The organism is Ottowia sp. (assembly GCF_047601385.1).
Taxonomy (GTDB): domain Bacteria; phylum Pseudomonadota; class Gammaproteobacteria; order Burkholderiales; family Burkholderiaceae_C; genus Ottowia.
Genome location: NZ_JASGJP010000001.1, coordinates 1,959,041 through 1,980,000 on the forward strand (window position 1 = coordinate 1,959,041; position 20,960 = coordinate 1,980,000).

Sequence of the window (20,960 nt, forward strand, 5' to 3'; positions counted from 1 at the left end):
GGCCCCCTCGGGGGGCAGCGCACCTTGCGCAGCAGGGGAGCGTGGGGGCTGTTTTTTGTTCATCGCCCACTCCATTGCGGTTTGCGTTTCTCACGGAAGGCGGCCTGCCCTTCGGCCGCGTCCTCGGTCAGCGCGAACAGGCCGATCTGGCTCTCGGTGAAGGCCATCGATTCCTCGAAGGACATGGCGCCGAGGCGCTTCATCAGGTACAGGCCGCGCCGGATGGCGGCGGGCGACTTGTCGAGGAAGCGCGCCAGCAGCGCGTGCACGCCGGCGTCCAGGTCCCCGCTGACGCGGTTGACCAGGCCCAGCGCCAGCGCCTCCTGCGCCGTGATGGGTTCGCCGGTGATGCACAGCTCGGTCAGCGCGCGCGGGCCGATCAGGCCGTTCAGCACCGCCAGCACCTGGGCCGGGAACACACCGACCTTCACCTCCGGCAGGCCGAACTGCGCGTGCGGCGCCGCCACCACCAGGTCGCACATCGCCATCAGGCCCATGCCGCCGGCCATGCAGGCGCCGTTGACGCGCGCCACCAGCGGCACGTTGAGCTGGCGCGCCACACGGAACAGGTTGGCGAAGCCCTGCGTGGGTTCCGAATAGTCGAATTTGAAGGACTGGCCGGTCTGCAAGTCGGCACCGGCGCAGAATGCCTTGTCGCCCGCGCCCGTGAGCACGATGGCGCGCACGCCGCGGTCGGCGTTGGCGCGCGTCAGCGCCTCGGCCAGCCCGGCCATCACGGCGGGGCTGATGGCGTTGCGGCGCGCCTCGCGGTTGATGGTGAGCCAGAGCACGCCGTCCTGCTGGCGGCTCAGAAGCTCGGGCGCGGGACTGGAAGTTTCAGCGGTCACGTGGGGTTCTCCTGTTTTGCGCCGCGCGCGGCGCCGGCGGCCATCAAAGTGTCGATTTCGGTCTGGCTGTAGCCGGCCTCGCGCAGTACTTCGGCGGTGTGCTGGCCCAGAAGCGGCACCGGCATGGGCGGGCCCGGCGGCGTGCCCGACCATTCGCTGGGCACCGCCGTCTCCAGCACCGTGCCGACCACGGGGTGCTCGGTCTTCTGGAAGAAGCCGGTGGCGGCCAGGTGCTCGTCCTCCAGCAGCGACGCGAAGGTGTGCATGGGGAAGATCGGGATGTCGGCCTCGGGCAGCAGCGCGCGCCATTCGGCGGTGGTGCGCTGCGCCAATTCATCGGACACCAGCTGGTACAGCGCGTCGATGGCCTGGGTGCGCGCGCGGATGGTCCTGAAGCGCGGATCGGTGCGCCACAGCTCGCCCTTGCCGATGGCGTCCAGGAACACCTGCCAGTGCCGGTCGGTGTAGATCAGGCAGCAGACGTAGCCGTCCTTGGTCTTGTAGGGGCGGCGGTGCGGCGTCATCAGGCGCGGGTAGCCGAAGCCGCCCTTCTCGGGCACGAAGGTGTGGCCGTAGAGGTGGTCGCCCAGGATGTAGGGAATCATGGTCTCGAACATCGGGATCTCGATGCTCTGGCCTTGGCCCGTCTGGCTGCGCGCATAGAGCGCCGCGCTGATCACGCCGAAGGCGTACAGCCCCACCGAGCGGTCGGCGATGGTGATGGGCAGGTAGCGCGGCTCGCCGCCCGCCGCCTCGCCCACCGCGGCCGCCAGGCCGGTGGCAGCCTGAATCATGTCGTCGAAGGCTGCCTTGGCCCCATAGGGCCCGCGCTGCGAGAAACCGACCATGCTGGCGTAGATCAGACGCGGATTGACTTCCGCCAGTTGCTCGTAGCCCAGCCCCAGCCGCCGCATGGCCGCCGGGCGCACGTTGGTGGCGAACACGTCGGCGTCCCGCGTCAGGCGCAGCAGCGCCTGCACACCCTCGGGCTGCTTGAGGTCGAGCACCACGCTGCGCTTGTTGCGGTTCAGGCCCATGAACAGCGGCCCCAGGCCCTGGTCGCCGCAGGGGCCGATGGTGCGCACCGAGTCGCCGCCGGGCGCCTCGATCTTGATCACGTCGGCGCCCAAGTCGCCCATGAGCTGGGTCGCGGACGGCCCCATGAAGACGGTGGTCAGGTCCAGCACGCGCACGCCGTGCAGCGGGCCGGCCGGCGCGGCCGGGCTCGATGCGGTGGCGCTCATTGCGGCTCGATCCCCGCGGCGCGGATCACCTGCTCCCACTTCTTCATGTCGGCGGCCTGGAACTGCGCCAGCGCCTCGGGCGTGCCGAAGGCCACCTCGCCGCTGGTCTTGGCCTGGAAGGCCTTGACCTCCGGCGTCTCCGACGCCTTGCCGAAGGCGTCGTTCAGGCGCTTGACCACGCCGGCGGGCAGGTTGGCCGGGCCATAGACGGCGAACCAGAAACTCATGTCGTAGCCCTTCACCCCGGCCTCGGCGACGGTCGGCACGTCGGGCGTGGCCGCCAGGCGCTTGGCGCCGCTGGCGGCCAGCGCGCGCAGCTTGCCGCCCTGCACCTGCGGCACGGCGGTGGGCGCGTCGGCGAACATGAACTCGAACTGCCCGCCGATCAGGTCGGTGATGGCCTGCGGGTTGCTCTTGTAGGGCACGTTGGTGATATCGACGTGGGCCATTTGCTTGAGCAGCTCACCCGCCACCTGGCTGGACGAGGAGCCGCTGCCGAAGTTGAGCTTGCCCGGGGACTTCTTCGCCGCGGCCAGCAGGTCGGCCAGGGTCTTGTGGGGCGAATCCGGCCGCACCAGCAGCAGCATCTGGCCTTTGGCGAGCAGCGCGATGGGCGTGAAGTCCTTGACCGGGTCGTAGGGCACTTTCTTGAACAGGAAGGGGTTGGCCACCTGCGTGGTGTTGGTGGTCATGAAGATGGTGTAGCCGTCGGGCGGCGCCTTGGCGACCTGCTGGGCGGCGATGAAACCGCTGGCGCCGCCCTTGTTGTCGACGATCACGGGCACCTTCAGAACCTCCGACACGGCCTGCCCGTAGATGCGCGCCGACTGGTCGGTGCCGCTGCCGGCGGCGAAGGGCACCACGATGGTGATGGGCTTGCTGGGGTAGTCCTGGGCCTGGGCGGCAGGCGCCACCAGCGCCAGCGCGGCGGCGCTCAGCAGTGCGGTGGTGGCGAATCGGCGGGAAGGGCGGAAGGTCATGGTGTCTCCGGTGGTTGTGTGGTGGTGGGCTGGGGCACCTCGTGGCGGGTGTTGTGTTCTCCCAGGCGCGGCGCGATGCCGCGCGCCAGCGGCCGTTCGCCGTCGATGCGCAGGGGCATGGCGGTGAGCGCGAAGTCGGTGCCGGGCACCGGCGCCAGGATGCCGAGCGCCTGCACCTGCGGGTGCGCCAGCGCCTCGGGCACCGAATGCACGGGCGCGCAGGGCACGCCGGCGGCCTCGAAGCGCTCGATCCACTCGGCCCGCGTGCGCGCGCGCAGCAGCGGCGTCAGCTGCTCGAACAGCACGGCCTTGTGTGCCAGGCGCGCGCGGTTGGTGGCAAAGCGCTCTTCGCCGATCCAGCCCGGCTGCCCCAGCACTTGGGCCAGCTTGGCGAACAGGCGATCGTTGCCGCAGCAGATCAAGAGCGGCCCGTCGGCGGTGTCGAAGGCCTCGTAGGGCACGAAGCCGGGGTGGCCGGAGCGGTGGCGCTCCGGCAGGCTGCCTTCGTTGGCGTAGGCGTCGCTCTTCTGCGCGTTCCAGGCCAGGGCGGTCTCCAGCAGCGAAGCGGTCAGCAGGCCGCCGCGGCCGGTGCGCTCGCGGCGGTGCAGCAGCGCCAGCGCGCCGATCACCAGCCACATGCCCGAGCCCTGGTCGCACACCGAGGCGCCCGAGCGCATGGGCGGGTCGCCCTCCCCGCCGTTGGTGCTGGACAGGCCGCTGAAGGCTTGCAGCAGCGGCTCGTAGCCGGGCCGCATGGCCATCGGGCCAAGGGGGCCGAAGGCCGAGATCTCGCCGTAGATCAGGCGCGGGTGGCGCGCGCACAGGGTCTCGCCGTCGATGCCCAGTGCCTTCGGCACGCCGGGCCGCAGGTTGTGGATGAAGATGTCGGCCTGCGCCGCCAGCCGGTCGAGGTGCGCGCGCCCGGCCTCGCTTTTGAGGTCCAGCGCGACCGACTGCTTGCCGCGGTTGAAGACCTGGAAGTTGAGCGCGTCGCCGTTGCGAAAGGCCGGCCCCATGCGACGCGCGTCGTCGCCGCCTTCGATGCGCTCGACCTTGACGACCTCGGCACCCAGGTCGGCCAGGATCGCGCCGGCGAACGGCGCGGCCAGCACCTGGCCCAGTTCCAGCACGCGCACGCCGTCAAGCACGCCGGCCATTGCGGTCACCCATGGTTGTCTCCTGATGTTCTGCGCGCAGTCTAGGCAGCGCGCACTGATTTGGATAGCGCTACATTCCTATTTCTGTGATAACTCGACTCGATCAATGGCCCTGGAAACAGCAGTTGACCGCTTGCCATCTTCACGAGAGCCGCATGGACATTGAATTCCGCTGTTTCGCTCACCTCCACCTACGAGGTGACAACGCTACGCACTCACCAGCACCGCGCTCGCCGCGCCATGCGGCGTTGCTCGTCCTTGCAGGCATGAGCCTGTCGCGTCCTCGCGCCTTGCCTGGCACGCCGATCACGGCACTGGCGAGCGCGTTCAACTGCCGTTTCTAGGACGACATGCGCATCGACCTCAGCCTGCGGCAGCTGGAAGCCTTCGTGCAGGTCGCCACCAGCGGCAGCTTTCGCCAGGCGGCGCTGCAACTCGGGCAATCGCAGCCGGCGCTCAGCAGCGCCATCCGGCGCGCCGAGCAGACGCTGGGCGCGCGCCTGTTCGACCGCGACACGCGCCAGGTGCGCATCACGGCCACGGGGCAGGAGCTGCTGCCGGTGGCGCGCCGCATCCTGCGCGACTTCGACCACGCGCTGGGCGACCTGGGCGAGTTCATGGCCGGCCGCAGCGGCCGCGTGACGGTGGTGGCGCTGCCGTCCACCAGCGTGGCGCTGCTGCCGCGCGCCGTGGCCGCGTTCTCGCGCACGCACCCGCAGGTGGCGTTCTCGCTGATCGAGGCGGCGGCCGACGCGCTGCTGGCGATGGTGGAGGAAGGCCGCGCCGACTTCGGCCTGAGCGTGCGGCCCGCGCCGCATCAGCGCCTGCAGTACCGCCACCTGCACGACGACCCGATGGTGCTGGTCTGCCGCCGCGACGACCCGCTGGCCGCGCGCGCTTCGGCGCCCTGGTCGGTGTTCGCCACGCGCCCCTGCATCGTGAGCGCGCCGCACAGCAGCATCCGGCCAATCACCGACGCCGTGTTCATGCGCCTGCGCACCCCCGTGCGGCCCGTGCTGGAGTTCCCCGGCGTGGCCGCCTGCGGCGCGATGGTGGCGGCCGGCCTGGGCATCACCGCCCTGCCGGTGCTGGCGCTGGAGCTGGTGAACATGGCGGAGCTGGCCACGGTGCCGCTCGCGCGGCCGGCGGTGACGCGGCCGATCGGCCTGGTCACGCGCATCGGCCGCTCGCTGCCGCCCGTCACGCGGACCTTCATGGACAGCCTACGGGTCTGAGCCCGGCGCCGGCGCCCGCCGCGCCGTGAGGTCGAAGCGGAACAGCCGGCACTCGATCGGGCCGTTCCACAGCGGCACGCGGCGCGTCTCCTTCAGGCGCAGGCGGCCGGGCAGCTTGAGGTCGGGCGTCAGCAGCCAGGCAGCCCAGCCGGCGTAGTGGCTCTTCCAGTGCGTGGCCAGGCGGGCGAAGAATTCATCGCCAGCGTTGAAATGTTGGCCCCCACGCTCCCCCGCTTCGCGTGGTCCGCTGCCCCCCGAGGGGGCTCGTTCATCTTGGGGCGGCCCGGCGATGAACGCGGCGCCATCGCCCTGGAACGCCTCGCGCCCGCGCGCTTTGCTCCCAGCAAAGCCGGCGGCGGCGATGCGCTCGCCGTAGGGCGGGTTCATCAGCAGCACGCCGGGTTGCGCCGTGGGCGGCATGCGCTGCAAGGCATCGCCGCCGCGCAGCTGCACGGCGCGGGCCACGCCGGCACGCTCGGCGTTGCGTTGGGCGAAGTCCACCATGCGGTGAGCGACGTCGCTGCCGAACACTTGCACGGGTGAATTTTTTGAATCATTTTGGCTTCCAGCGCCCGTCTGGCAAGCGCCGGCAGCTTCTTTTTTTATAGTATTCCACTGCGCCGCATCGAACGGCCGCAGGCGCTCGAAGGCGAAGCGGCGCTGCCCGCCAGCAGGCAGGCCCAGCACCAGCTGCGCGGCCTCGATGACGATGGTGCCGCTGCCGCAGCAGGGGTCGTACAGCGGCACGTCGGCCACGCGGCGCTCGGCCGGGCGCCACCAGCCGCTGGCGGCCAGCATGGCGGCGGCCAGGGTTTCCTTCAGCGGCGCGTCGCCCTTGTCCTGGCGCCAGCCGCGCTTGAACAGCGGCTCGCCGCTGGTGTCGATGTACAGCGTGGCGTGCGTGGCCGACAGGTGGGCCTGCACGCGCGCGTCGGGCCGCTGGGTGTCGATGCTGGGGCGCACGCCGCCGGCCTGCTGGCGGAAGCGGTCGGCCACCGCGTCCTTGATGCGCAGGGTGGCGAAGTTCAGGCTGCGCAGCGGGCTGGCCTGGGCGGTGACGTCCACGCGGAAGGTCTGGCGGGGGGTGAACCAGCCTTCCCACGGCACATCGGCAGCCAGCCGGTAGAGGTCATGCTCGTCGCGGTACGGCGCTTCGGCCAGCTCGATGAGGACGCGCTGGGCCAGGCGGCTGTAGAGGTTCAGGCGCAACGCCAGCGCCCAGTCGCCGCGCACGCGCACGCCGCCGCGTGCGGTGAGCAGGTCGTCGCCTACCAGGCCGGTGAGGCCGTGCACCTCGTCGGCGAGGAAGGTTTCTACGCCGCCGGCGCAAGGGAGGAACAGGGTGAGTTGTTTTTCGTTGGTCACTCAATCACCTGTCTTGTGTTGGATGCGCTGTTGGCCGGGATGTGCGCCCGGCGGCGCACCTACTTTCTTTGCTTCGCCAAAGAAAGTAGGTCGCCCGCCGGGGCGAATTCCCGGCCAGCGGCACTTCCAACCCAAAGACCATCTCAGGCCGCCGCCCGCCGCAAGCTGGCCACCGGAATGCGCAGCCCCTCCCGGTACTTCGCCACCGTGCGCCGCGCGCAGTCGATCCCCTGCTCCTTCAGCATCTCGGCGATCTGGCTGTCCGACAGCGGCCGCGCCGCGTCCTCGGCCGCGATGAACTGCTTGATGAGCGCACGCACCGCGGTACTGCTGGCGTTGCCCCCCGCCTCGGTGCCGAGCGCGGAGCCGAAGAAGTACTTCAGCTCGAACGTGCCGCGCGGCGTCGCCATGTACTTGGCGGTGGTCACGCGCGAGATGGTGGACTCGTGCACGCCCAGCTCGTCGGCCAGTTCGCGCTGCACCATGGGCCGCATCGCCAGCTCGCCGTGGATGAAGAAGCTGCGCTGCCGCTCGACGATGGCGGTGGCCACGCGCAGGATGGTGTCGAAGCGCTGCTGGATGTTCTTGATGAACCAGCGCGCCTCCTGCAGACGCTGCGACAGCGCCTGGTGGCTCTCGCCACCCCTGCCGCCGCGCAGCGCGTTGGCGTAGAGGTCGTGCACGCGCAGGCGCGGCATCACGTCGGGGTTGAGCTGCACGCGAAAGCGCGTGCCGACGGCACTGACGATGACGTCGGGCACGACGATGTTGCGCTGCACGTCGGCGAAGGGACGGCCGGGCTTGGGGTCGAGCCGGGCGATGGCCTGCATGGCGGCGCGCACGGCTTCCTCGGACTCGCCGATGAGCTGGGCCAGCTTCTTCGCATCGCGCTTGGCCAGCAGCTCGACGGCGCCGTGCTGGGTGCAGACCTTCAGCGCCGTGGCCAGGCGCGCCTGCTCGTCGGCGCCCACGCCGCGCTCGGCCTGGCGGCTTTTCAGTTGCAGCGACAGGCACTCGGCCAGGTTGCGCGCGCCGACGCCAGCGGGCTCCAGCGATTGCAGCAGCTTCAGCGCCATCGTGAAGCGGTGCACCAGCTCTTCCAGCTGCTCCAGGTCGTCGCTCTCGTCGGTCAGGGTGGCGGCCAGCTGCGCCAGCGAGTCCTCCAGGTAGCCGTCGTCGTTGAGCGATTCGATCAGGAAGCGCAGCGCGGCCATGTCCTCGGGCGACAGGCGCAGGGCCAGGGCCTGGCGGTGCAGGTGCTCGGCCAGCGAGGTCTGGCCGCCGCCGCGCTCGCCGGGGTCGAGCTCGTCGTCGCCGTCGGCCGCGCCGGCGCCCCGCGCCGGCGCCTCGCCGCCCCATTCACCGTCGTCGGGCGAAACGTCGACGCTGCCGTCGCCGTCCCAGCTTTCGGCATCGAAATCGGCCTCAGAGCTTGCGGGATCAGCGTCGCCAGCTACGCTTTCAGTAGCGCTCTCGCTGGCGCGGTCGCCTTCGCTGACGCGCGTGTCGGCGCGCGACAGGCCGAACTCCTCGCGCGCGGCGCCGTCGTCGTCGCGCTCCAGGAAAGGGTTGTCGTCGAGCATCTGCTCGATCTCGCTGGCCAGCTCCAGCGTGGACAGCTGCAACAGGCGGATCGACTGCTGGAGCTGCGGCGTCAGGGCCAGGTGCTGCGAGACCCTGAGGGAAAGCCCGGGCTTCATCCGAGCCGCCGCCGGGCCGCCCCAAGGCGGCGAGCGCCCCCCGGGGAGGCCGCCAGCCAAGCGAAGCAGCAGAACGTGGGAGACATGTTCAAAGCCGGAAGTGCTCGCCCAGGTAGACGCGCCGCACGTCCGGGTTGTCCACGATCTGCGCCGGCGTGCCGGCGGCGAGCACACGGCCTTCGTTGATGATGACGGCGTGGTCGCAGATGCCCAGCGTCTCGCGCACGTTGTGGTCGGTGATCAGCACGCCGATGCCCCGCGCCTTGAGGAAGGCGATGATGCGCTGGATCTCGATCACGGCGATGGGATCGATGCCGGCGAACGGCTCGTCCAGCAGGATGAAGCGCGGCTGCGTGGCCAGCGCCCGGGCGATCTCCACGCGCCGCCGCTCGCCGCCCGACAGCGCCGGCGCGGGCGAGTCGCGCAGCTCGTTCACGTGCAGTTGGTCCAGCAGCTCGGTCAGGCGGCGCTCGATCTCGGCCCGTGGCAGCGGGCGGCCGTCCTCACCTTGCTGCAATTCGAGCACGGCGCGCACGTTCTCGGCCACCGTGAGCTTGCGGAAGATCGACGCCTCCTGCGGCAGGTAGGACAGGCCCAGGCGCGAGCGGCGGTGGATCGGCATCTGCGCGATCGGCTGGCCGTCGATGCTGATCTGCCCGGCGTCGGCGCGCACCAGGCCGACGATCATGTAGAACGAGGTGGTCTTGCCGGCGCCGTTGGGGCCGAGCAGCCCGACCACCTCACCGTCGTGCACGTCCAGCGACACGTCGTGCACCACACGGCGGGCGCCGTAGTTCTTGCGCAGGCCGCGCACCTCCAGCCGGCTGGCGCCCTGGCGCGGATCGGCCGGGGCCAGCCCGTTCATGGCAGCCACGGGCACGGCGGCGTTCATGGGGCCGGCCCCGGCCCGGACAGCGCACCGGACGGCCGCAGCGGCACCGGCGCTGACGCGGCTGACGCGGGTGCCGACGCCGGCTTGCGCGGCGCCAGCACCGCCGTCACGCGCCCGCCCGCCGCCGCCGAGGGCGCCCCGGCCGCGCGCGTCGGGCTGTCCACCGTGTACACCTCGGTGAGGTTGTTGTAGACGATCACCGCGCCCTTGACCTCGTCCTGCAGGCTGGCGCCGGCCAGACGGCGCATCTCGGCGCGGCGCAGGAAGCGCACGGTGTCGGTCTTGCCGTCGTATTCGATGGTCTCGCCCTCGCCCTCGATGAACTCGTTCAGGCCCTCGCGCTTCTGGCGGAAGAAGGCGCGCTGGCCGGGCTCGGCGAGCATAGTGCCGAACTGGTTGCCGGCGGCGTCCTGGCGCACCTCCAGCCGCGTGCCGCGCATCACGATGCTGCCCTTGGTCACGACCACGCGGCCGGTGAAGGTGGACAACTGCTTCTGGTCCTCGTAGCGCAGCGCGTCGGACTCGACGTGCATCGGCTGGTCGCGGTCGGCCCGCTCGGCCCAGGCCGGCGCGGCAGCCAGCAGGGCAAGCAGCACCGCAAACAGGGCGCGGCCGGCGGTCGGGGTGACAGGAGGCTTCATGAAGGGCACGCTTTTTGCTTTTATTCCTGAACGATTGTACGTCCTGCCCCACGTGCGCCCACGTGCGAAGGCCCGCCGAAGCGGGCCGTTCGGAAGCGGAGTGGACCCAGCGGATCAACCGCCCTTGCGGGCCTGCTCGATCAGCGTATTGGCGATGCGCAGCATGTTGTCGAAGCCGCTGGCCATCGAGCCGTCGGTGTAGTAGCGGCCGGCGATGCCCAGCGCCGGCGTGCCCTCCACGCCGTAGGCTTCCTGCAACTGCACGGCGCGGCGCAGCTTGCCGGCGACGCCGAAGGACTTGTAGGCCTCCTCGAACTTGGCGCGGTCCACGCCCTGCTCGGCGATCCAGGGGAACAGCACCTCGGGTTTGTCCAGGCGCTTGCGCTCGACCTGCAGGGCGTCGAACACCTTGCCGTGCACGGCGCCGCCGGCCTTGCCCATGGCCTCCAGCGCGTAATAGATGCGCTGCAACGGCTCGAAGCTGCTCTGGAAGCCCACGTGAACCAGGCGCACCGCCACGTCCTTGGGCGCGGTCTTCTTCCAGTTGCCGAAGACGGGCTCGAAGTTGCGGCAGTGCGAGCAGGCGTAGGAGAAGAACTCGAGCACCTCGACCTGCCCGGCCGGCGCCTCGACCGGGGCGCGCTGCTTCAGCTCGATGTAGCCCTTGCCGCCCGGCTGGGCCAGCGCCGGAAGGCCCGGCAGCAGGGTGGCAGCGGCGCCCAGCGCGAATTCACGACGTTTCATGTGACTCTCTCTTAAAAGTACGGCCCGATGGAGCTTGCGCCCGGCGCGAAGTTCCCGCGCCGGAGTGAACGATCAGCGCTGCACGCGCACGAGTGCCGAATCGAAGCCGTTGCCGTCCAGCCGCTCCTTCACGCGGTCGGCGGCGTCCTTGTTCTGGAACGGCCCGACGCGCACGCGGTACACGGTGCGGCCGGCCTGCTCGCGCTCGGTGACGCGTGCCTGCACGCCCATCAGCGACAGACGGGCGCGCTGCGCCTCGGCATCGTCGGTGGTACGGAAGGCACCGGCCTGCACGAAGTAGGTGAACGGATCGGCCGTGGCCGCCGGGGCCGGCGGCTGGCCGCCGGCGCGCGCGGCGGCGAAATCGCCCAGCGGGTCGTTGGACGAGGGCCGGATCTGCACCGCGGTGCCGGGCCGCGCGGTGGCGTCGACGGGCTTCTCGGCGGTGCGCGCGGCGGGTTTGCTGGCGGCGGCGCGCGGCGCCTCGACCTCGGCCGGCGCGGGCACGGCGGCGGAACGGTTGCCGGCCTGGCGGGTTTCGGCCGGCGCCGGGATGGGCGCCGGCTCGGGTGCGGGCGCCACCGCGCCGCCCGCCGCGCCGCCGCCGGCGCGCGCGCCGTTGCGGCCGCGCAGCGGCGCGTTCGGGTCCCAGTCCTTGTTCTTCTCGGCCTCGGCGGCGTCCTGGCCGCTGGTGCGCGTGGCGTTCTTGTTGACGAACGGCACCGGCACCTTGGCCACGTAGATGGCCACCCCCAGCGCCACCGCCAGGCCGACCATCACCCCGAGGATGATGCCCAGGAAGGTGCCGCCGCGCTGCTTGATTCTCGTCATGATGGGAACTGCTACCGCCTTACATCTTGGCCGGGGCCGACACGCCCAGGACCGACAGGCCATTGTGCAATACCCGCGCGGTGGCGGCGACCAGGGCCAGGCGGGCGAGTTTCACGGCCTCGTCGTCCACCAGGATGCGCTCGGCGTCGTAGTAGCTGTGGTAGCTGGCGGCCAGCTCGCGCAGGTAGAAGGTGACGTCGTGCGGCGCGAAGTCCTGCGCCGCCGCCGCCAGCACGTCGGGGTATCTCGCCAGTTGCAGCATCAGCGCCTGGGCGGCGGGCGTGTCCAGCGGCGTCAGGTCCGCGCCGGCCAGGCTGGCGGCGTCGCCGCCCCAGCCGGCCAGCACCGAGCAGATGCGCGCGTGCGCGTACTGCACGTAATACACCGGGTTGTCATTGTTCTTCTGCACGGCCAGGTCGACGTCGAAGGTGTATTCGGTGTCGGGCTTGCGGCTGAGCAGGAAGAAGCGCACGGCGTCGGCGCTGGTCCACTCGATCAGGTCGCGCAGGGTGACGTAGCTGCCGGCGCGCTTGCTGATCTTCACCTCCTGGCCGCCGCGCACCACGCGCACCATGGTGTGCAGCACGTAGTCGGGGTAGCCGGCGGGGATGCCGACGTTCGCCGCCTGCAGGCCGGCGCGCACGCGGGCGATGGTGCCGTGGTGGTCGGTGCCCTGGATGTTGATGGCCTTGGCGTAGCCGCGCTCCCACTTGGCGATGTGGTAGGCCACGTCGGGCACGAAGTAGGTGTAGCCGCCGTCCGACTTGCGCCCGTCCGCCGTGGTCACGGCGGACTTTTTCATGACGCGGTCCTTGTCGTCGCCGTAGTCCGTGGTGCGCAGCCACAGGGCGCCGTCCTGCTCGTAGGTCTTGCCGTTGGCGATGAGGCGCTGCACCGTGGCCTCGACGCGGCCGCTGCTGTACAGGCTCGACTCCAGGTAGTACTCGTCGAACTTCAGGCGGAACGCCTGCAGGTCCTTGTCCTGCTCATGGCGCAGGTAGGCGACGGCGAACTGGCGGACGCCGGCCAGGTCCTCCACGTCACCGCTGGCTGTGAAGGCGCGGTCGTCGGCCTGCACGGTTTTCCTGGCCAGGAAGTCGGCGGCGATGTCCTGGATGTAGTCGCCGTTGTAGGCGGCTTCGGGCCATTCGGCGTCGCCCGGCTTGAAACCCTTGGCGCGCAGCTGCACCGAGGTGGCCAGGGTCTCGATCTGCACGCCGGCGTCGTTGTAATAGAACTCGCGGTGCACCTGCCAGCCCTGGGTGGCGAACAGGTTGCAGAGGGCGTCGCCCAGCGCCGCCTGGCGGCCGTGGCCGACGTGCAGCGGGCCGGTGGGGTTGGCGCTGACGAACTCGACCATCATCCTCTCGCCGCGCGCGGGCCGGCTGCCGTAGCCGGCGCCGCCCGCCAGCACCTCGCGCACCACCTGCTGCTTGGCGGCGGGCTTCAGGCGGATGTTCAGGAAGCCGGGGCCGGCGATCTCGATGGCGCTGACCCACTGCCGGAACGCCGGCGCGGCCTCCAGCGCGGCCTTCAGCTGCTCGCCGAGCTGGCGCGGATTGGCCTTGAGCGGCTTGGCCAGCTGCATGGCGGCGGTGCAGGCCAGGTCGCCGTGGGCGGCCTGCTTGGGGGACTCGAAGGCGGCCCGGGCGCCGGCGCCGGGCGATATCTGGTCCAGCTCGGCCGCCAGCGCGGCGAGCAGGTCGTTCTTGACGGATTGCATCGGCGGATTTTAGGGGCGGCCCCGTCATCGCCCCGCCCGCGGCCGGCGTTATGCTGAGCAGTCCGTGATGACGGGCTACTCCCAAACCCCTCTCGTGCAGGAGCACACCATGAAGACACTGCTTTCCGTGCTGGCCGCCGCCGGCCTCGCGCTCTCCGTCGCCGCCGCCCAGGCGCAGACCCCCGCCGCGGATGCGCCGGCCAAGGCGCCCACGGCCCAGCAAAGCAAGATGAAGACCTGCAACGCCGAGGCGAGCGACAAGAAAGGCGAGGAGCGCAAGGCGTTCATGAAGCAATGCCTGTCGGCCAAGAAAGCCACCCAGCAGGACAAGATGAAGACGTGCAGCGCCGATGCCAAGGCCAAGAGCCTCAAGGGCGACGCACGCAAGAGCTTCATGAAAGGCTGCCTCTCCAACGCGCCGGCAGCCACCTGAACTTGGCTTGCCGCAGCCATCGAGCCCCGCCAGCGCGGGGCTTTTTCGTCGCCGGGCCGCCCCAAGATGAAAAGGCCCCCTCGGGGGGCAGCGGACCACGCGCAGCGGGGGAGCGTGGGGGGACACGCTTCATCGCCGGGCCGCCCCAAGATGAAAAGACCCCCTCAGGAGGCAGCGGACCACGCGCAGCGGGGGGCGTGGGAGCATTTTCATGCACTGGCGTAGCATGGCGCGGTGCGCCGCGTCTTCCCGCTCCTGCTCGCGCTGAGCCTCGTCGCCGGCTGCGCGACCGCGCCTTTGGCGCCCGCCGAGGCCGCGCGCCTGGCCGCTCTGCTGCCCGCCGATGCGCTGCTGCTGGGCGAGCAGCACGACGCGCCCGAACACCAGCAGTTGCAGCGCCGCACCCTCCAATGGCTGGCCGCACGTGACGAACTGGCCGCGCTGGCGATCGAAATGGCCGAGCAGGGCCGCGGCACCGCCGGCCTGCCGCGCGGCGCGAGCGAAGCCGAGGTGCGCGCCGCGCTGGCCTGGCCCGAGCAGGGCTGGCCATGGGAGCGCTACGGCCCGACGGTGATGGCCGCGGTGCGCGCCGGCGTGCCCGTGCTGGGCGCCGACCTGCCGCGCGCGCGCCTGCGCGAGGCCATGGCCGACGCCACGCTGGACGCCCGCCTGCCGCCGGCCGCGCTGCAGGCGCAGGCCGAGCGCATCCGCGAGGGCCACTGCAACGCGCTGCCCGAAGCGCAGATCGCGCCGATGACGCGCGTGCAGATCGCCCGCGACCGCGCCATGGCCGACACCGTGGCCGGCGCGCGCCAGCGCGGCCGCACGGTGCTGCTGGTAGCGGGCAACGGCCACGTGCACCGCACGCTGGGCGTGCCCGCGCACCTGCCGGCGGATTTACAGTCAAAAGTGGTTGTAGCGCGTTCCAGACAAGCGCCGGAAGCTACCGATTCAGGAGCAAAAACCAGCCAGGCCGATGCCGGCGCCGACCTGCTGTGGCCGACGCCGCCGCGCGACTACTGCGCGGCATTCAGGCGCCCTCAATAGCGCCGAGGATCGTTCGGGCGGCGATCGTGGCGGTTGGGCACGCCGTCGCGGTCGCGGTCGCGCCCATGGCGCGGCTGCGCATGACGCGGCTGCGGGTCCCAGCGCGGCGCCTGATAGACCCAGCGATCGCCCTGCGCGGCCCACGCGGGCGCCACGTAGGCGTAGCCGGGCCGCTCGCGCACCCAGTAGCCGCGCGTCCACACGTAGTGGCCGTGGCGCCACTCGTAGTGGCCGGGCGCCCACGCCCAGCCGGGACGCGGGGGCGGCACCACCTCCGCGCGCGGCGGGGGCGGCGGACCGATCTGCACCGAGATGTAGGCCTGCGCCTGCGCGGCCGTGGGCAGGGCCAGGCCCGCCAGGCCGCCTGCCGCCACCGTGGCGGCCAGCAGCGCGGATTTGATCGTTGCGGTGTTCATGCATTGACTCCTTTCAGTGACCAGCGGCGACGAATCCATCATCGGCGCCTTCTGCCAATAGCGGGCGAGGCCGGCGCGAAGTTGACCGAACCGCATGTAAAACCCGGCTTTACAAAGGGCCCTGCCAGGCGCGCCTGCGACAATCGCGCCCGATGCAAGCCACCGACACCCACATTCTGACCCTGTCGTGCCCCGACCAGCGCGGCATCGTGCACGCCGTCTCGGGCTTCCTGCTGGAGCGCGGCGGCAACATCGAGGAAGCGGCGCAGTACAACGACCACGGCACCGGCCTGTTCTTCATGCGCGTGCAGTTCTCCTGCGGCGATCTGAGCGCCGACGCGCTGCGCGCGCAGATCGGCGCGCTGGCCGAGCGCTTTTCCATGCGCTGGCAGCTGCACCAGGCGGCGCAGCCGATGCGCGCGGTGATCTTCGTCAGCAAGGAGGGCCACTGCCTGAACGACCTGCTGTTCCGCTGGAAGAGCGGGCTGCTGCCGCTCGACATCCGCGCCATCGTCAGCAACCACCGCGACTTCTACCAGCTGGCGGCCAGCTACAACGTGCCGTTCCACCACATCGCGGTGACCAAGGCCAACAAGGCGCACGCCGAGGAGCGGCAGCTGGAGATCATCGAGGCCGAGGGCGCCGAGCTGGTGGTGCTGGCGCGCTACATGCAGGTGCTGTCGGACGACATGTGCCAGCGGCTGGCGGGGCGCGCCATCAACATCCACCACAGCTTCCTGCCCAGCTTCAAGGGCGCCAAGCCCTACTACCAGGCGCACGACCGGGGCGTGAAGCTGATCGGCGCCACCGCGCACTACGTGACGGCCGACCTGGACGAAGGCCCCATCATCGAGCAGGACGTGGCGCGCGTCGACCACAGCGCCACCGTGGAGGACCTGACCGCCGTCGGCCGCGACACCGAGAGCCAGGTGCTGGCGCGCGCCGTCAAGTGGCACAGCGAGCACCGCGTGCTGCTGAACGGCCACCGCACGGTGGTGTTCCGCTGAGCCTTCAGCCCCGCGCACCGAAGATCGCCGAGCCCACGCGCACCATCGTGCTGCCGGCGGCCACCGCCGCCTCCAGGTCGGCGCTCATCCCCATCGACAGGGTGTCCAGCCCCAGGCCAGCCGCGTTCAACTGCTCGAAAAGGGCTCTGGCGCTGGCGTGGACTGCGCGGGCAGCTCCGAAATCAGGAGCAGGCTCGGGGATCGTCATCAGCCCGCGCAGGCGCAGCCGGGGCAGCGCGGCGACGGCGCGGGCCAGCGCCAGCGCCTCGGCCGGCGCCACGCCCGACTTGCTGGCGCCGCCGTCGATGTTGACCTGGATGCACACGTTCAGCGACGCCAGGCCCTCAGGCCGCTGGGCCGAGAGGCGCTCGGCAATCTTCAGCCGGTCCACCGTGTGCACCCAATCGAAGTGCTCGGCCACCAGGCGCGTCTTGTTGCTCTGCAGCGGGCCGATGCAGTGCCACGCCAGCGCGGCGCGCAAATCGGCCAGGGCGGCGATCTTCTCCACCCCTTCCTGGACGTAGTTCTCGCCGAAGGCGCGCTGCCCGGCCTCGGCGGCCTGGCGCACGTCGGCGGCTCCGAAGGTCTTGGACACCGCCAGCAGCGTGACATCCTCCACGCCGCGGCCGGCCAGTTGGCAGGCTGTGGCGATACGTGCACGCACGTCTTGGAGCTTGCGGGCGATCGTCGTCATAATGCCCGCAGCGTATCAAACTGAAACGTCGGTTTCACCGTTTACATCCTTCAAGGCTCGCCGTGGACATTACCCAGCTGCTGGCATTCAGCGTCAAGAACAAGGCATCCGATCTGCACCTGTCGGCCGGCCTGCCGCCCATGATCCGCGTGAACGGCGACGTGCGCCGCCTCAACGTGGACCCGCTGGACCACAAGCAGGTGTTCGCGATGCTCTACGACATCATGAACGACACCCAGCGCAAGGTGTACGAGGAAAACCTGGAGGTGGACTTCTCGTTCGAGATCGAGGGCCTGGCGCGCTTTCGCGTCAACGCCTTCAACCAGAACCGCGGCGCCGCCGGCGTGCTGCGCACCATTCCCAGCAAGATCCTGACGCTGGAGCAGCTCGCCTGCCCCAAGATCTTCGCCGACCTGGCGCTCAAGCCGCGCGGGCTGGTGCTGGTCACCGGCCCCACGGGCTCGGGCAAGTCCACCACGCTGGCGGCCATGGTCAACCACCTCAACGAGATGGAATACGGCCACGTGCTGACGGTGGAAGACCCGATCGAGTTCGTGCACGAATCCAAGAAGTGCCTGGTCAACCAGCGCGAGGTGGGCCCCATGACGCACAGCTTCGCCAACGCGCTGCGCTCGGCCCTGCGCGAGGACCCGGACGCCATCCTGGTCGGCGAGATGCGCGACCTGGAGACCATCCGCCTGGCCATGACCGCCGCCGAGACCGGCCACCTCGTGTTCGGCACCCTGCACACCAGCAGCGCCGCCAAGACCATCGACCGCATCATCGACGTCTTCCCGGCCGAGGAGAAGGAGATGGTGCGCGCCATGCTGTCCGAATCCCTCCAGGCCGTGATCTCGCAGACGCTGTGCAAGCTCAAGGACGGCACCGGCCGCGTGGCGGCGCACGAGATCATGCTGGGCACGCCCGCCATCCGCAACCTGATCCGCGAGGCCAAGGTGGCGCAGATGTACTCGTCGATCCAGACCGGCAACAGCATGGGCATGCAGACGCTGGACCAGAACCTGACCGAGCTGGTGCGCCGCAACGTCATCAGCGCCGCCGAGGCCAGGTCGAAGGCCAAGATTCCAGAGAATTTCCCTGGTTAACGCCCGCCAGACAAGCGCCAGCAGCTATAAATTCAGGAGTTCACATGGAACGCGACCAAGCCAGCAAGTTCATCAACGACCTGCTCCGGCTCATGCTCACGCGCAAGGGCAGCGACCTGTTCATCACGGCCGACTTCCCGCCCGCCATCAAGGTGGACGGCAAGATCACCAAGGTCTCGTCGCAGAACCTCACCGCCGCCCACACGCTGGCGCTGGTGCGCGCGGTGATGAACGACAAGCAGGCGGCCGAGTTCGAGCGCACCAAGGAGTGCAACTTCGCCATTTCGCCGGCCGGCATCGGGCGCTTCCGCTGCAACGCCTTCATGCAGCAGGGCCACGTCGGCATGGTGATGCGCGTGATCCCGCAGGAGCTGCCCACCATCGACGGCCTGGGCATGCCCCAGGTGCTGAAGGACGTGGCCATGTCCAAGCGCGGCCTGTCGATCCTGGTGGGCGCCACCGGCTCGGGCAAGTCCACCACGCTGGCGGCCATGGTGGACTGGCGCAACCTCAACAGCCACGGCCACATCATCACGGTGGAAGACCCGGTGGAATTCGTGCACCCGCACAAGAACTGCATCGTCACCCAGCGCGAGGTCGGCCTCGACACCGACGACTGGGAGGCGGCGCTGAAGAACTCGCTGCGCCAGGCGCCCGACGTCATCCTGATGGGCGAAATCCGCGACCGCGAGACCATGGAGCACGCCGTCGCCTTCGCCGAGACCGGCCACCTGTGCCTGGCCACGCTGCACGCCAACTCGGCCAACCAGGCGCTGGACCGCATCATCAACTTCTTCCCCGAGGAGCGGCGCGCCCAGCTGCTGATGGACCTGTCGCTGAACCTGCGCGCCCTGATCTCGCAGCGCCTGATCCCCAAGCAGGACGCCAAGGGCCGCACCGCGGTGGTCGAGGTCATGCTGAACTCGCCGCTGATCGCCGACCTGATCTTCAAGGGCGAGGTGGGCGAGATCAAGGACGTGATGAAGCGCAGCCGCGAGCTGGGCATGCAGACCTTCGACCAGGCGCTGTTCGACGCCTTCGAGGCCAACCTCATCACCTACGAGGACGCGCTGCGCAACGCCGACTCGATGAACGACCTGCGCCTGCAAATCAAGCTGACCAGCAAACGTGCCAAGGACCGCGACCTGGCGGCCGGCACCGAGCACTTGCAGATCGTCTGAGTTCCCTACGGCCCGGGAGCACTGCTCAGCGCGGGGTCGCCGCCGCCAGTCCCGCGAGCATGCCCGCCGTGACCACCACCAGCCCCAGCACGGCCAGGCCCGACGGTTTCTCGCCCAGGAACAGCCAGGCCTGGGCGACGGCAAACACGGGCACGAGCGCGGCGAAGGAGGAGCCCAGCGGCGGCCCCAGCAGCGCCACCGCCTTGCTGTAGAGGTACAGGGCGAGGACGGACACCATCGCCCCTTGATAAAAGGCTTGCGCCAGCACCTCCCCTGGAGGTGCACCCAGCAGGGACAAGCCTTTCACCGCGAAGTACCACGGGCTGTAAGCCAGTGCCGACACCACCGAAACCACCGCGGTGGCGTGCAGCGCGCCCACCGCGAACACCTTGGTCGAAACGGTATAGACCGCCCACAGCACCCCCCCGAACACAAACAGCCCGATCGCGGCGCCGCTTCCCGCCGCGCCGCGCAACTCCGGATACCCGGCCAACGCGATGCCGGCCAGGATGGCGCCTACGGCAGCCCAGCCGCGCTTCGACAAGCGCGTCTTCAGGCAGCACGCGCTCAGCAGGACCGAGCAGGCGATCATGGTCCCCGGCGTCACGATCGCGAACAGGCCCACGGGCGCCCGTGCCAGCCCGTGCGAGACGACCAGCATGTAGGGCGCGCCAATGCCGGCGACCATCAGCACCACCGCCAACGGCCCCAGCCCCGCGAAGCCCGCGCGGAGCACGACAGGCCACAGCAGCGCCCCCGACACGGCGAACCGCAGAAACGTGACGTCGTACATATCCAGCGAGGAGTGCGCGACGCCGAAGCGCGTCATCACCGGAAAGCCGCCCCAGATCAGCGCCGCCGCCAATCCGCAACCGATGCCCAGCCAGCGCGGGCGACGTTCTGTGTTCAACTCAGGCTCCTCTGGATGGCCCGCCGGCGGCGCGGCCACATTCGCACTTACGTTTTCCATCTTTGACAATGATGTCATGTTTGACTGATATGTCAATGATGGGAGGCGCCACGCACCATCCCGAGCGGACATGAAAGGAAGGCATTGGCAGGCGTCAAGCAGTTCGACGAAGAGGCGGCGCTCGCGGCCGCGCTGGAGCTCTTCTGGCGCCAGGGCTTCGCCGCGACCTCGATGCCGGCGCTGGCCCAGGCCACGGGTGTGCAGCGGGGCTCGCTCTACAACGCCTATGGCGACCGGGAAGCGCTCTTCCTGAGGGCCTTCGACCTGTACGCGGCGCGCTTCCTGGAAGCGGCCGCCGCCAGCCTCCAGGGCGACGATGCCGGGCAGATGCTGACCCGGTTCTTCGATGCAGCCGTCGCCAACATGACTACGGGATCACCCTCGCGCGGCTGCCTGACGACCAAGACCGCGACCGATGGCAGCATGGACAGCGAGCGCATCCGGGCGCGGGTACAGGACTTGCTGAACCGTCTTACGGCCCTGGTGGAAGCGGCGCTGCAACGCCCCGCGATCCGCGGGCAACTGGCCTCGGAACCAGCGGAGGCTGCCGCCATCGTCGTCACCTTCACCCGCGGACTTGCCGTGATGGAACGCGTCCACGGCGACCGGGCCGCGCTGCTGCGCACGGCCTACGCCCTGGTACGCCTGCTGATCACAGGCGCCGCGAAGCCACCATCGACGGCGCCCACGGCCCGATCGCGGCGCGCGGCAGGCACCTAGAATGAATGCACGCGCCTTTCGGCAGC

21 protein-coding genes are annotated in these 20,960 nt (G+C 70.2%); 7 read left to right on the plus strand and 14 right to left on the minus strand.

Annotation, left to right across the window (positions count from 1 at the left end; genetic code table 11):
* Positions 1–59: 59 nt before the first annotated feature.
* The 4 genes from QM772_RS09520 to QM772_RS09535 are packed head-to-tail and all read right to left on the minus strand — an operon-like array spanning position 60 to position 4,229.
* Positions 60–848: an enoyl-CoA hydratase/isomerase family protein gene (locus QM772_RS09520; RefSeq protein ID WP_415135809.1), complete on the minus strand. Its 789-nt coding sequence runs from the start codon at positions 846–848 to the stop codon at positions 60–62.
* On the minus strand, positions 845–2,092 hold the full coding sequence (locus QM772_RS09525) for a CaiB/BaiF CoA transferase family protein (protein ID WP_415135811.1): 1,248 nt from the start codon (positions 2,090–2,092) through the stop codon (positions 845–847). Before QM772_RS09525 ends, QM772_RS09520 begins: the two co-directional genes overlap by 4 nt.
* Complete coding sequence (locus QM772_RS09530; RefSeq protein ID WP_415135813.1) at positions 2,089–3,072, minus strand: Bug family tripartite tricarboxylate transporter substrate binding protein; 984 nt, start codon at positions 3,070–3,072, stop codon at positions 2,089–2,091. The genes QM772_RS09525 and QM772_RS09530 overlap by 4 nt, the downstream gene beginning before the upstream one ends.
* Positions 3,069–4,229, minus strand: coding sequence for a CaiB/BaiF CoA transferase family protein (locus QM772_RS09535; RefSeq protein ID WP_415135815.1), 1,161 nt, complete (start codon positions 4,227–4,229; stop codon positions 3,069–3,071). Before QM772_RS09535 ends, QM772_RS09530 begins: the two co-directional genes overlap by 4 nt.
* 350 nt (positions 4,230–4,579) lie before the next feature.
* Between QM772_RS09535 and QM772_RS09540 the strand changes: the two genes are divergently transcribed.
* Positions 4,580–5,464, plus strand: coding sequence for a LysR family transcriptional regulator (locus QM772_RS09540; RefSeq protein WP_415135817.1), 885 nt, complete (start codon positions 4,580–4,582; stop codon positions 5,462–5,464).
* Here QM772_RS09540 and QM772_RS09545 read toward each other — a convergent pair.
* The 7 genes from QM772_RS09545 to argS all read right to left on the minus strand — a co-directional run bounded on the left by QM772_RS09545 (position 5,453) and on the right by argS (position 13,360).
* On the minus strand, positions 5,453–6,829 hold the full coding sequence (locus QM772_RS09545) for a THUMP domain-containing class I SAM-dependent RNA methyltransferase (protein WP_415135819.1): 1,377 nt from the start codon (positions 6,827–6,829) through the stop codon (positions 5,453–5,455). The two genes, QM772_RS09540 and QM772_RS09545, sit on opposite strands and share 12 nt — an antisense overlap.
* 143 nt (positions 6,830–6,972) lie before the next feature.
* A complete protein-coding gene (gene rpoN / locus QM772_RS09550; protein ID WP_415135821.1) occupies positions 6,973–8,529 on the minus strand; it encodes an RNA polymerase factor sigma-54 in 1,557 nt (518 codons plus the stop codon).
* An 88-nt stretch (positions 8,530–8,617) separates the two neighbouring features.
* A complete protein-coding gene (lptB, locus tag QM772_RS09555; RefSeq protein WP_415139538.1) occupies positions 8,618–9,394 on the minus strand; it encodes an LPS export ABC transporter ATP-binding protein in 777 nt (258 codons plus the stop codon).
* Between the two features lie 23 nt (positions 9,395–9,417).
* The gene (gene lptA, locus QM772_RS09560) at positions 9,418–10,062 is read right to left on the minus strand and encodes a lipopolysaccharide transport periplasmic protein LptA (protein WP_415135823.1); all 645 of its coding nucleotides are present in this window, start codon (positions 10,060–10,062) and stop codon (positions 9,418–9,420) included.
* Positions 10,063–10,176: 114 nt separating this feature from the next.
* On the minus strand, positions 10,177–10,806 hold the full coding sequence (locus QM772_RS09565) for a thiol:disulfide interchange protein DsbA/DsbL (protein ID WP_415135825.1): 630 nt from the start codon (positions 10,804–10,806) through the stop codon (positions 10,177–10,179).
* Between the two features lie 72 nt (positions 10,807–10,878).
* Entirely contained in the window at positions 10,879–11,637 is a 759-nt protein-coding gene (locus tag QM772_RS09570) for an SPOR domain-containing protein (protein WP_415135827.1), read from the minus strand.
* A 19-nt stretch (positions 11,638–11,656) separates the two neighbouring features.
* Positions 11,657–13,360, minus strand: a complete 1,704-nt coding sequence (argS, locus tag QM772_RS09575; protein WP_415135829.1) for an arginine--tRNA ligase — start codon at positions 13,358–13,360, stop codon at positions 11,657–11,659.
* A gap of 109 nt (positions 13,361–13,469) precedes the next feature.
* Between argS and QM772_RS09580 the strand changes: the two genes are divergently transcribed.
* Entirely contained in the window at positions 13,470–13,793 is a 324-nt protein-coding gene (locus tag QM772_RS09580) for a PsiF family protein (protein WP_415135831.1), read from the plus strand.
* A gap of 234 nt (positions 13,794–14,027) precedes the next feature.
* A complete protein-coding gene (locus QM772_RS09585; RefSeq protein ID WP_415135833.1) occupies positions 14,028–14,840 on the plus strand; it encodes a ChaN family lipoprotein in 813 nt (270 codons plus the stop codon).
* On the opposite strand, the gene QM772_RS09590 is transcribed toward QM772_RS09585, so the two are convergent.
* Positions 14,834–15,256 (minus strand): YXWGXW repeat-containing protein, encoded by a 423-nt coding sequence (locus QM772_RS09590; protein WP_415135835.1) that lies wholly within the window; start codon positions 15,254–15,256, stop codon positions 14,834–14,836. The two genes, QM772_RS09585 and QM772_RS09590, sit on opposite strands and share 7 nt — an antisense overlap.
* 152 nt (positions 15,257–15,408) lie before the next feature.
* Between QM772_RS09590 and purU the strand changes: the two genes are divergently transcribed.
* Entirely contained in the window at positions 15,409–16,263 is an 855-nt protein-coding gene (gene purU, locus QM772_RS09595) for a formyltetrahydrofolate deformylase (RefSeq protein ID WP_415135837.1), read from the plus strand.
* A 4-nt stretch (positions 16,264–16,267) separates the two neighbouring features.
* On the opposite strand, the gene QM772_RS09600 is transcribed toward purU, so the two are convergent.
* Complete coding sequence (locus QM772_RS09600) at positions 16,268–16,957, minus strand: YggS family pyridoxal phosphate-dependent enzyme (RefSeq protein WP_415135839.1); 690 nt, start codon at positions 16,955–16,957, stop codon at positions 16,268–16,270.
* Between the two features lie 62 nt (positions 16,958–17,019).
* On the opposite strand from QM772_RS09600, the gene QM772_RS09605 reads away from it, so the two are divergent.
* Positions 17,020–18,063 (plus strand): type IV pilus twitching motility protein PilT, encoded by a 1,044-nt coding sequence (locus QM772_RS09605; RefSeq protein ID WP_415135841.1) that lies wholly within the window; start codon positions 17,020–17,022, stop codon positions 18,061–18,063.
* Between the two features lie 44 nt (positions 18,064–18,107).
* Positions 18,108–19,244 carry a PilT/PilU family type 4a pilus ATPase gene (locus tag QM772_RS09610; protein WP_415135843.1) on the plus strand — a complete coding sequence of 379 codons (1,137 nt, stop codon included), beginning with the start codon at positions 18,108–18,110 and terminating at the stop codon, positions 19,242–19,244.
* Positions 19,245–19,269: 25 nt separating this feature from the next.
* On the opposite strand, the gene QM772_RS09615 is transcribed toward QM772_RS09610, so the two are convergent.
* Positions 19,270–20,154, minus strand: coding sequence for a DMT family transporter (locus tag QM772_RS09615; protein WP_415135845.1), 885 nt, complete (start codon positions 20,152–20,154; stop codon positions 19,270–19,272).
* A gap of 144 nt (positions 20,155–20,298) precedes the next feature.
* Here QM772_RS09615 and QM772_RS09620 point away from each other — a divergent pair, with 144 nt between their 5' ends.
* The gene (locus tag QM772_RS09620; protein ID WP_415135847.1) at positions 20,299–20,934 is read left to right on the plus strand and encodes a TetR/AcrR family transcriptional regulator; all 636 of its coding nucleotides are present in this window, start codon (positions 20,299–20,301) and stop codon (positions 20,932–20,934) included.
* The last annotated feature ends 26 nt before the right edge of the window (positions 20,935–20,960 follow it).

Coding starts and splice junctions, on each gene's coding strand:
- QM772_RS09525 (WP_415135811.1), bottom strand. CDS start 2,092: ATGAGCGCCACCGCATCGAGCCCGGCCGCGCCGGCCGGCCCGCTGCAC.
- QM772_RS09530 (WP_415135813.1), bottom strand. CDS start 3,072: ATGACCTTCCGCCCTTCCCGCCGATTCGCCACCACCGCACTGCTGAGC.
- QM772_RS09535 (WP_415135815.1), bottom strand. CDS start 4,229: ATGGCCGGCGTGCTTGACGGCGTGCGCGTGCTGGAACTGGGCCAGGTG.
- QM772_RS09540 (WP_415135817.1), top strand. CDS start 4,580: ATGCGCATCGACCTCAGCCTGCGGCAGCTGGAAGCCTTCGTGCAGGTC.
- rpoN (WP_415135821.1), bottom strand. CDS start 8,529: ATGAAGCCCGGGCTTTCCCTCAGGGTCTCGCAGCACCTGGCCCTGACG.
- lptB (WP_415139538.1), bottom strand. CDS start 9,394: ATGAACGGGCTGGCCCCGGCCGATCCGCGCCAGGGCGCCAGCCGGCTG.
- lptA (WP_415135823.1), bottom strand. CDS start 10,062: ATGAAGCCTCCTGTCACCCCGACCGCCGGCCGCGCCCTGTTTGCGGTG.
- QM772_RS09565 (WP_415135825.1), bottom strand. CDS start 10,806: ATGAAACGTCGTGAATTCGCGCTGGGCGCCGCTGCCACCCTGCTGCCG.
- QM772_RS09570 (WP_415135827.1), bottom strand. CDS start 11,637: ATGACGAGAATCAAGCAGCGCGGCGGCACCTTCCTGGGCATCATCCTC.
- argS (WP_415135829.1), bottom strand. CDS start 13,360: ATGCAATCCGTCAAGAACGACCTGCTCGCCGCGCTGGCGGCCGAGCTG.
- QM772_RS09580 (WP_415135831.1), top strand. CDS start 13,470: ATGAAGACACTGCTTTCCGTGCTGGCCGCCGCCGGCCTCGCGCTCTCC.
- QM772_RS09590 (WP_415135835.1), bottom strand. CDS start 15,256: ATGAACACCGCAACGATCAAATCCGCGCTGCTGGCCGCCACGGTGGCG.
- purU (WP_415135837.1), top strand. CDS start 15,409: ATGCAAGCCACCGACACCCACATTCTGACCCTGTCGTGCCCCGACCAG.
- QM772_RS09600 (WP_415135839.1), bottom strand. CDS start 16,957: ATGACGACGATCGCCCGCAAGCTCCAAGACGTGCGTGCACGTATCGCC.
- QM772_RS09610 (WP_415135843.1), top strand. CDS start 18,108: ATGGAACGCGACCAAGCCAGCAAGTTCATCAACGACCTGCTCCGGCTC.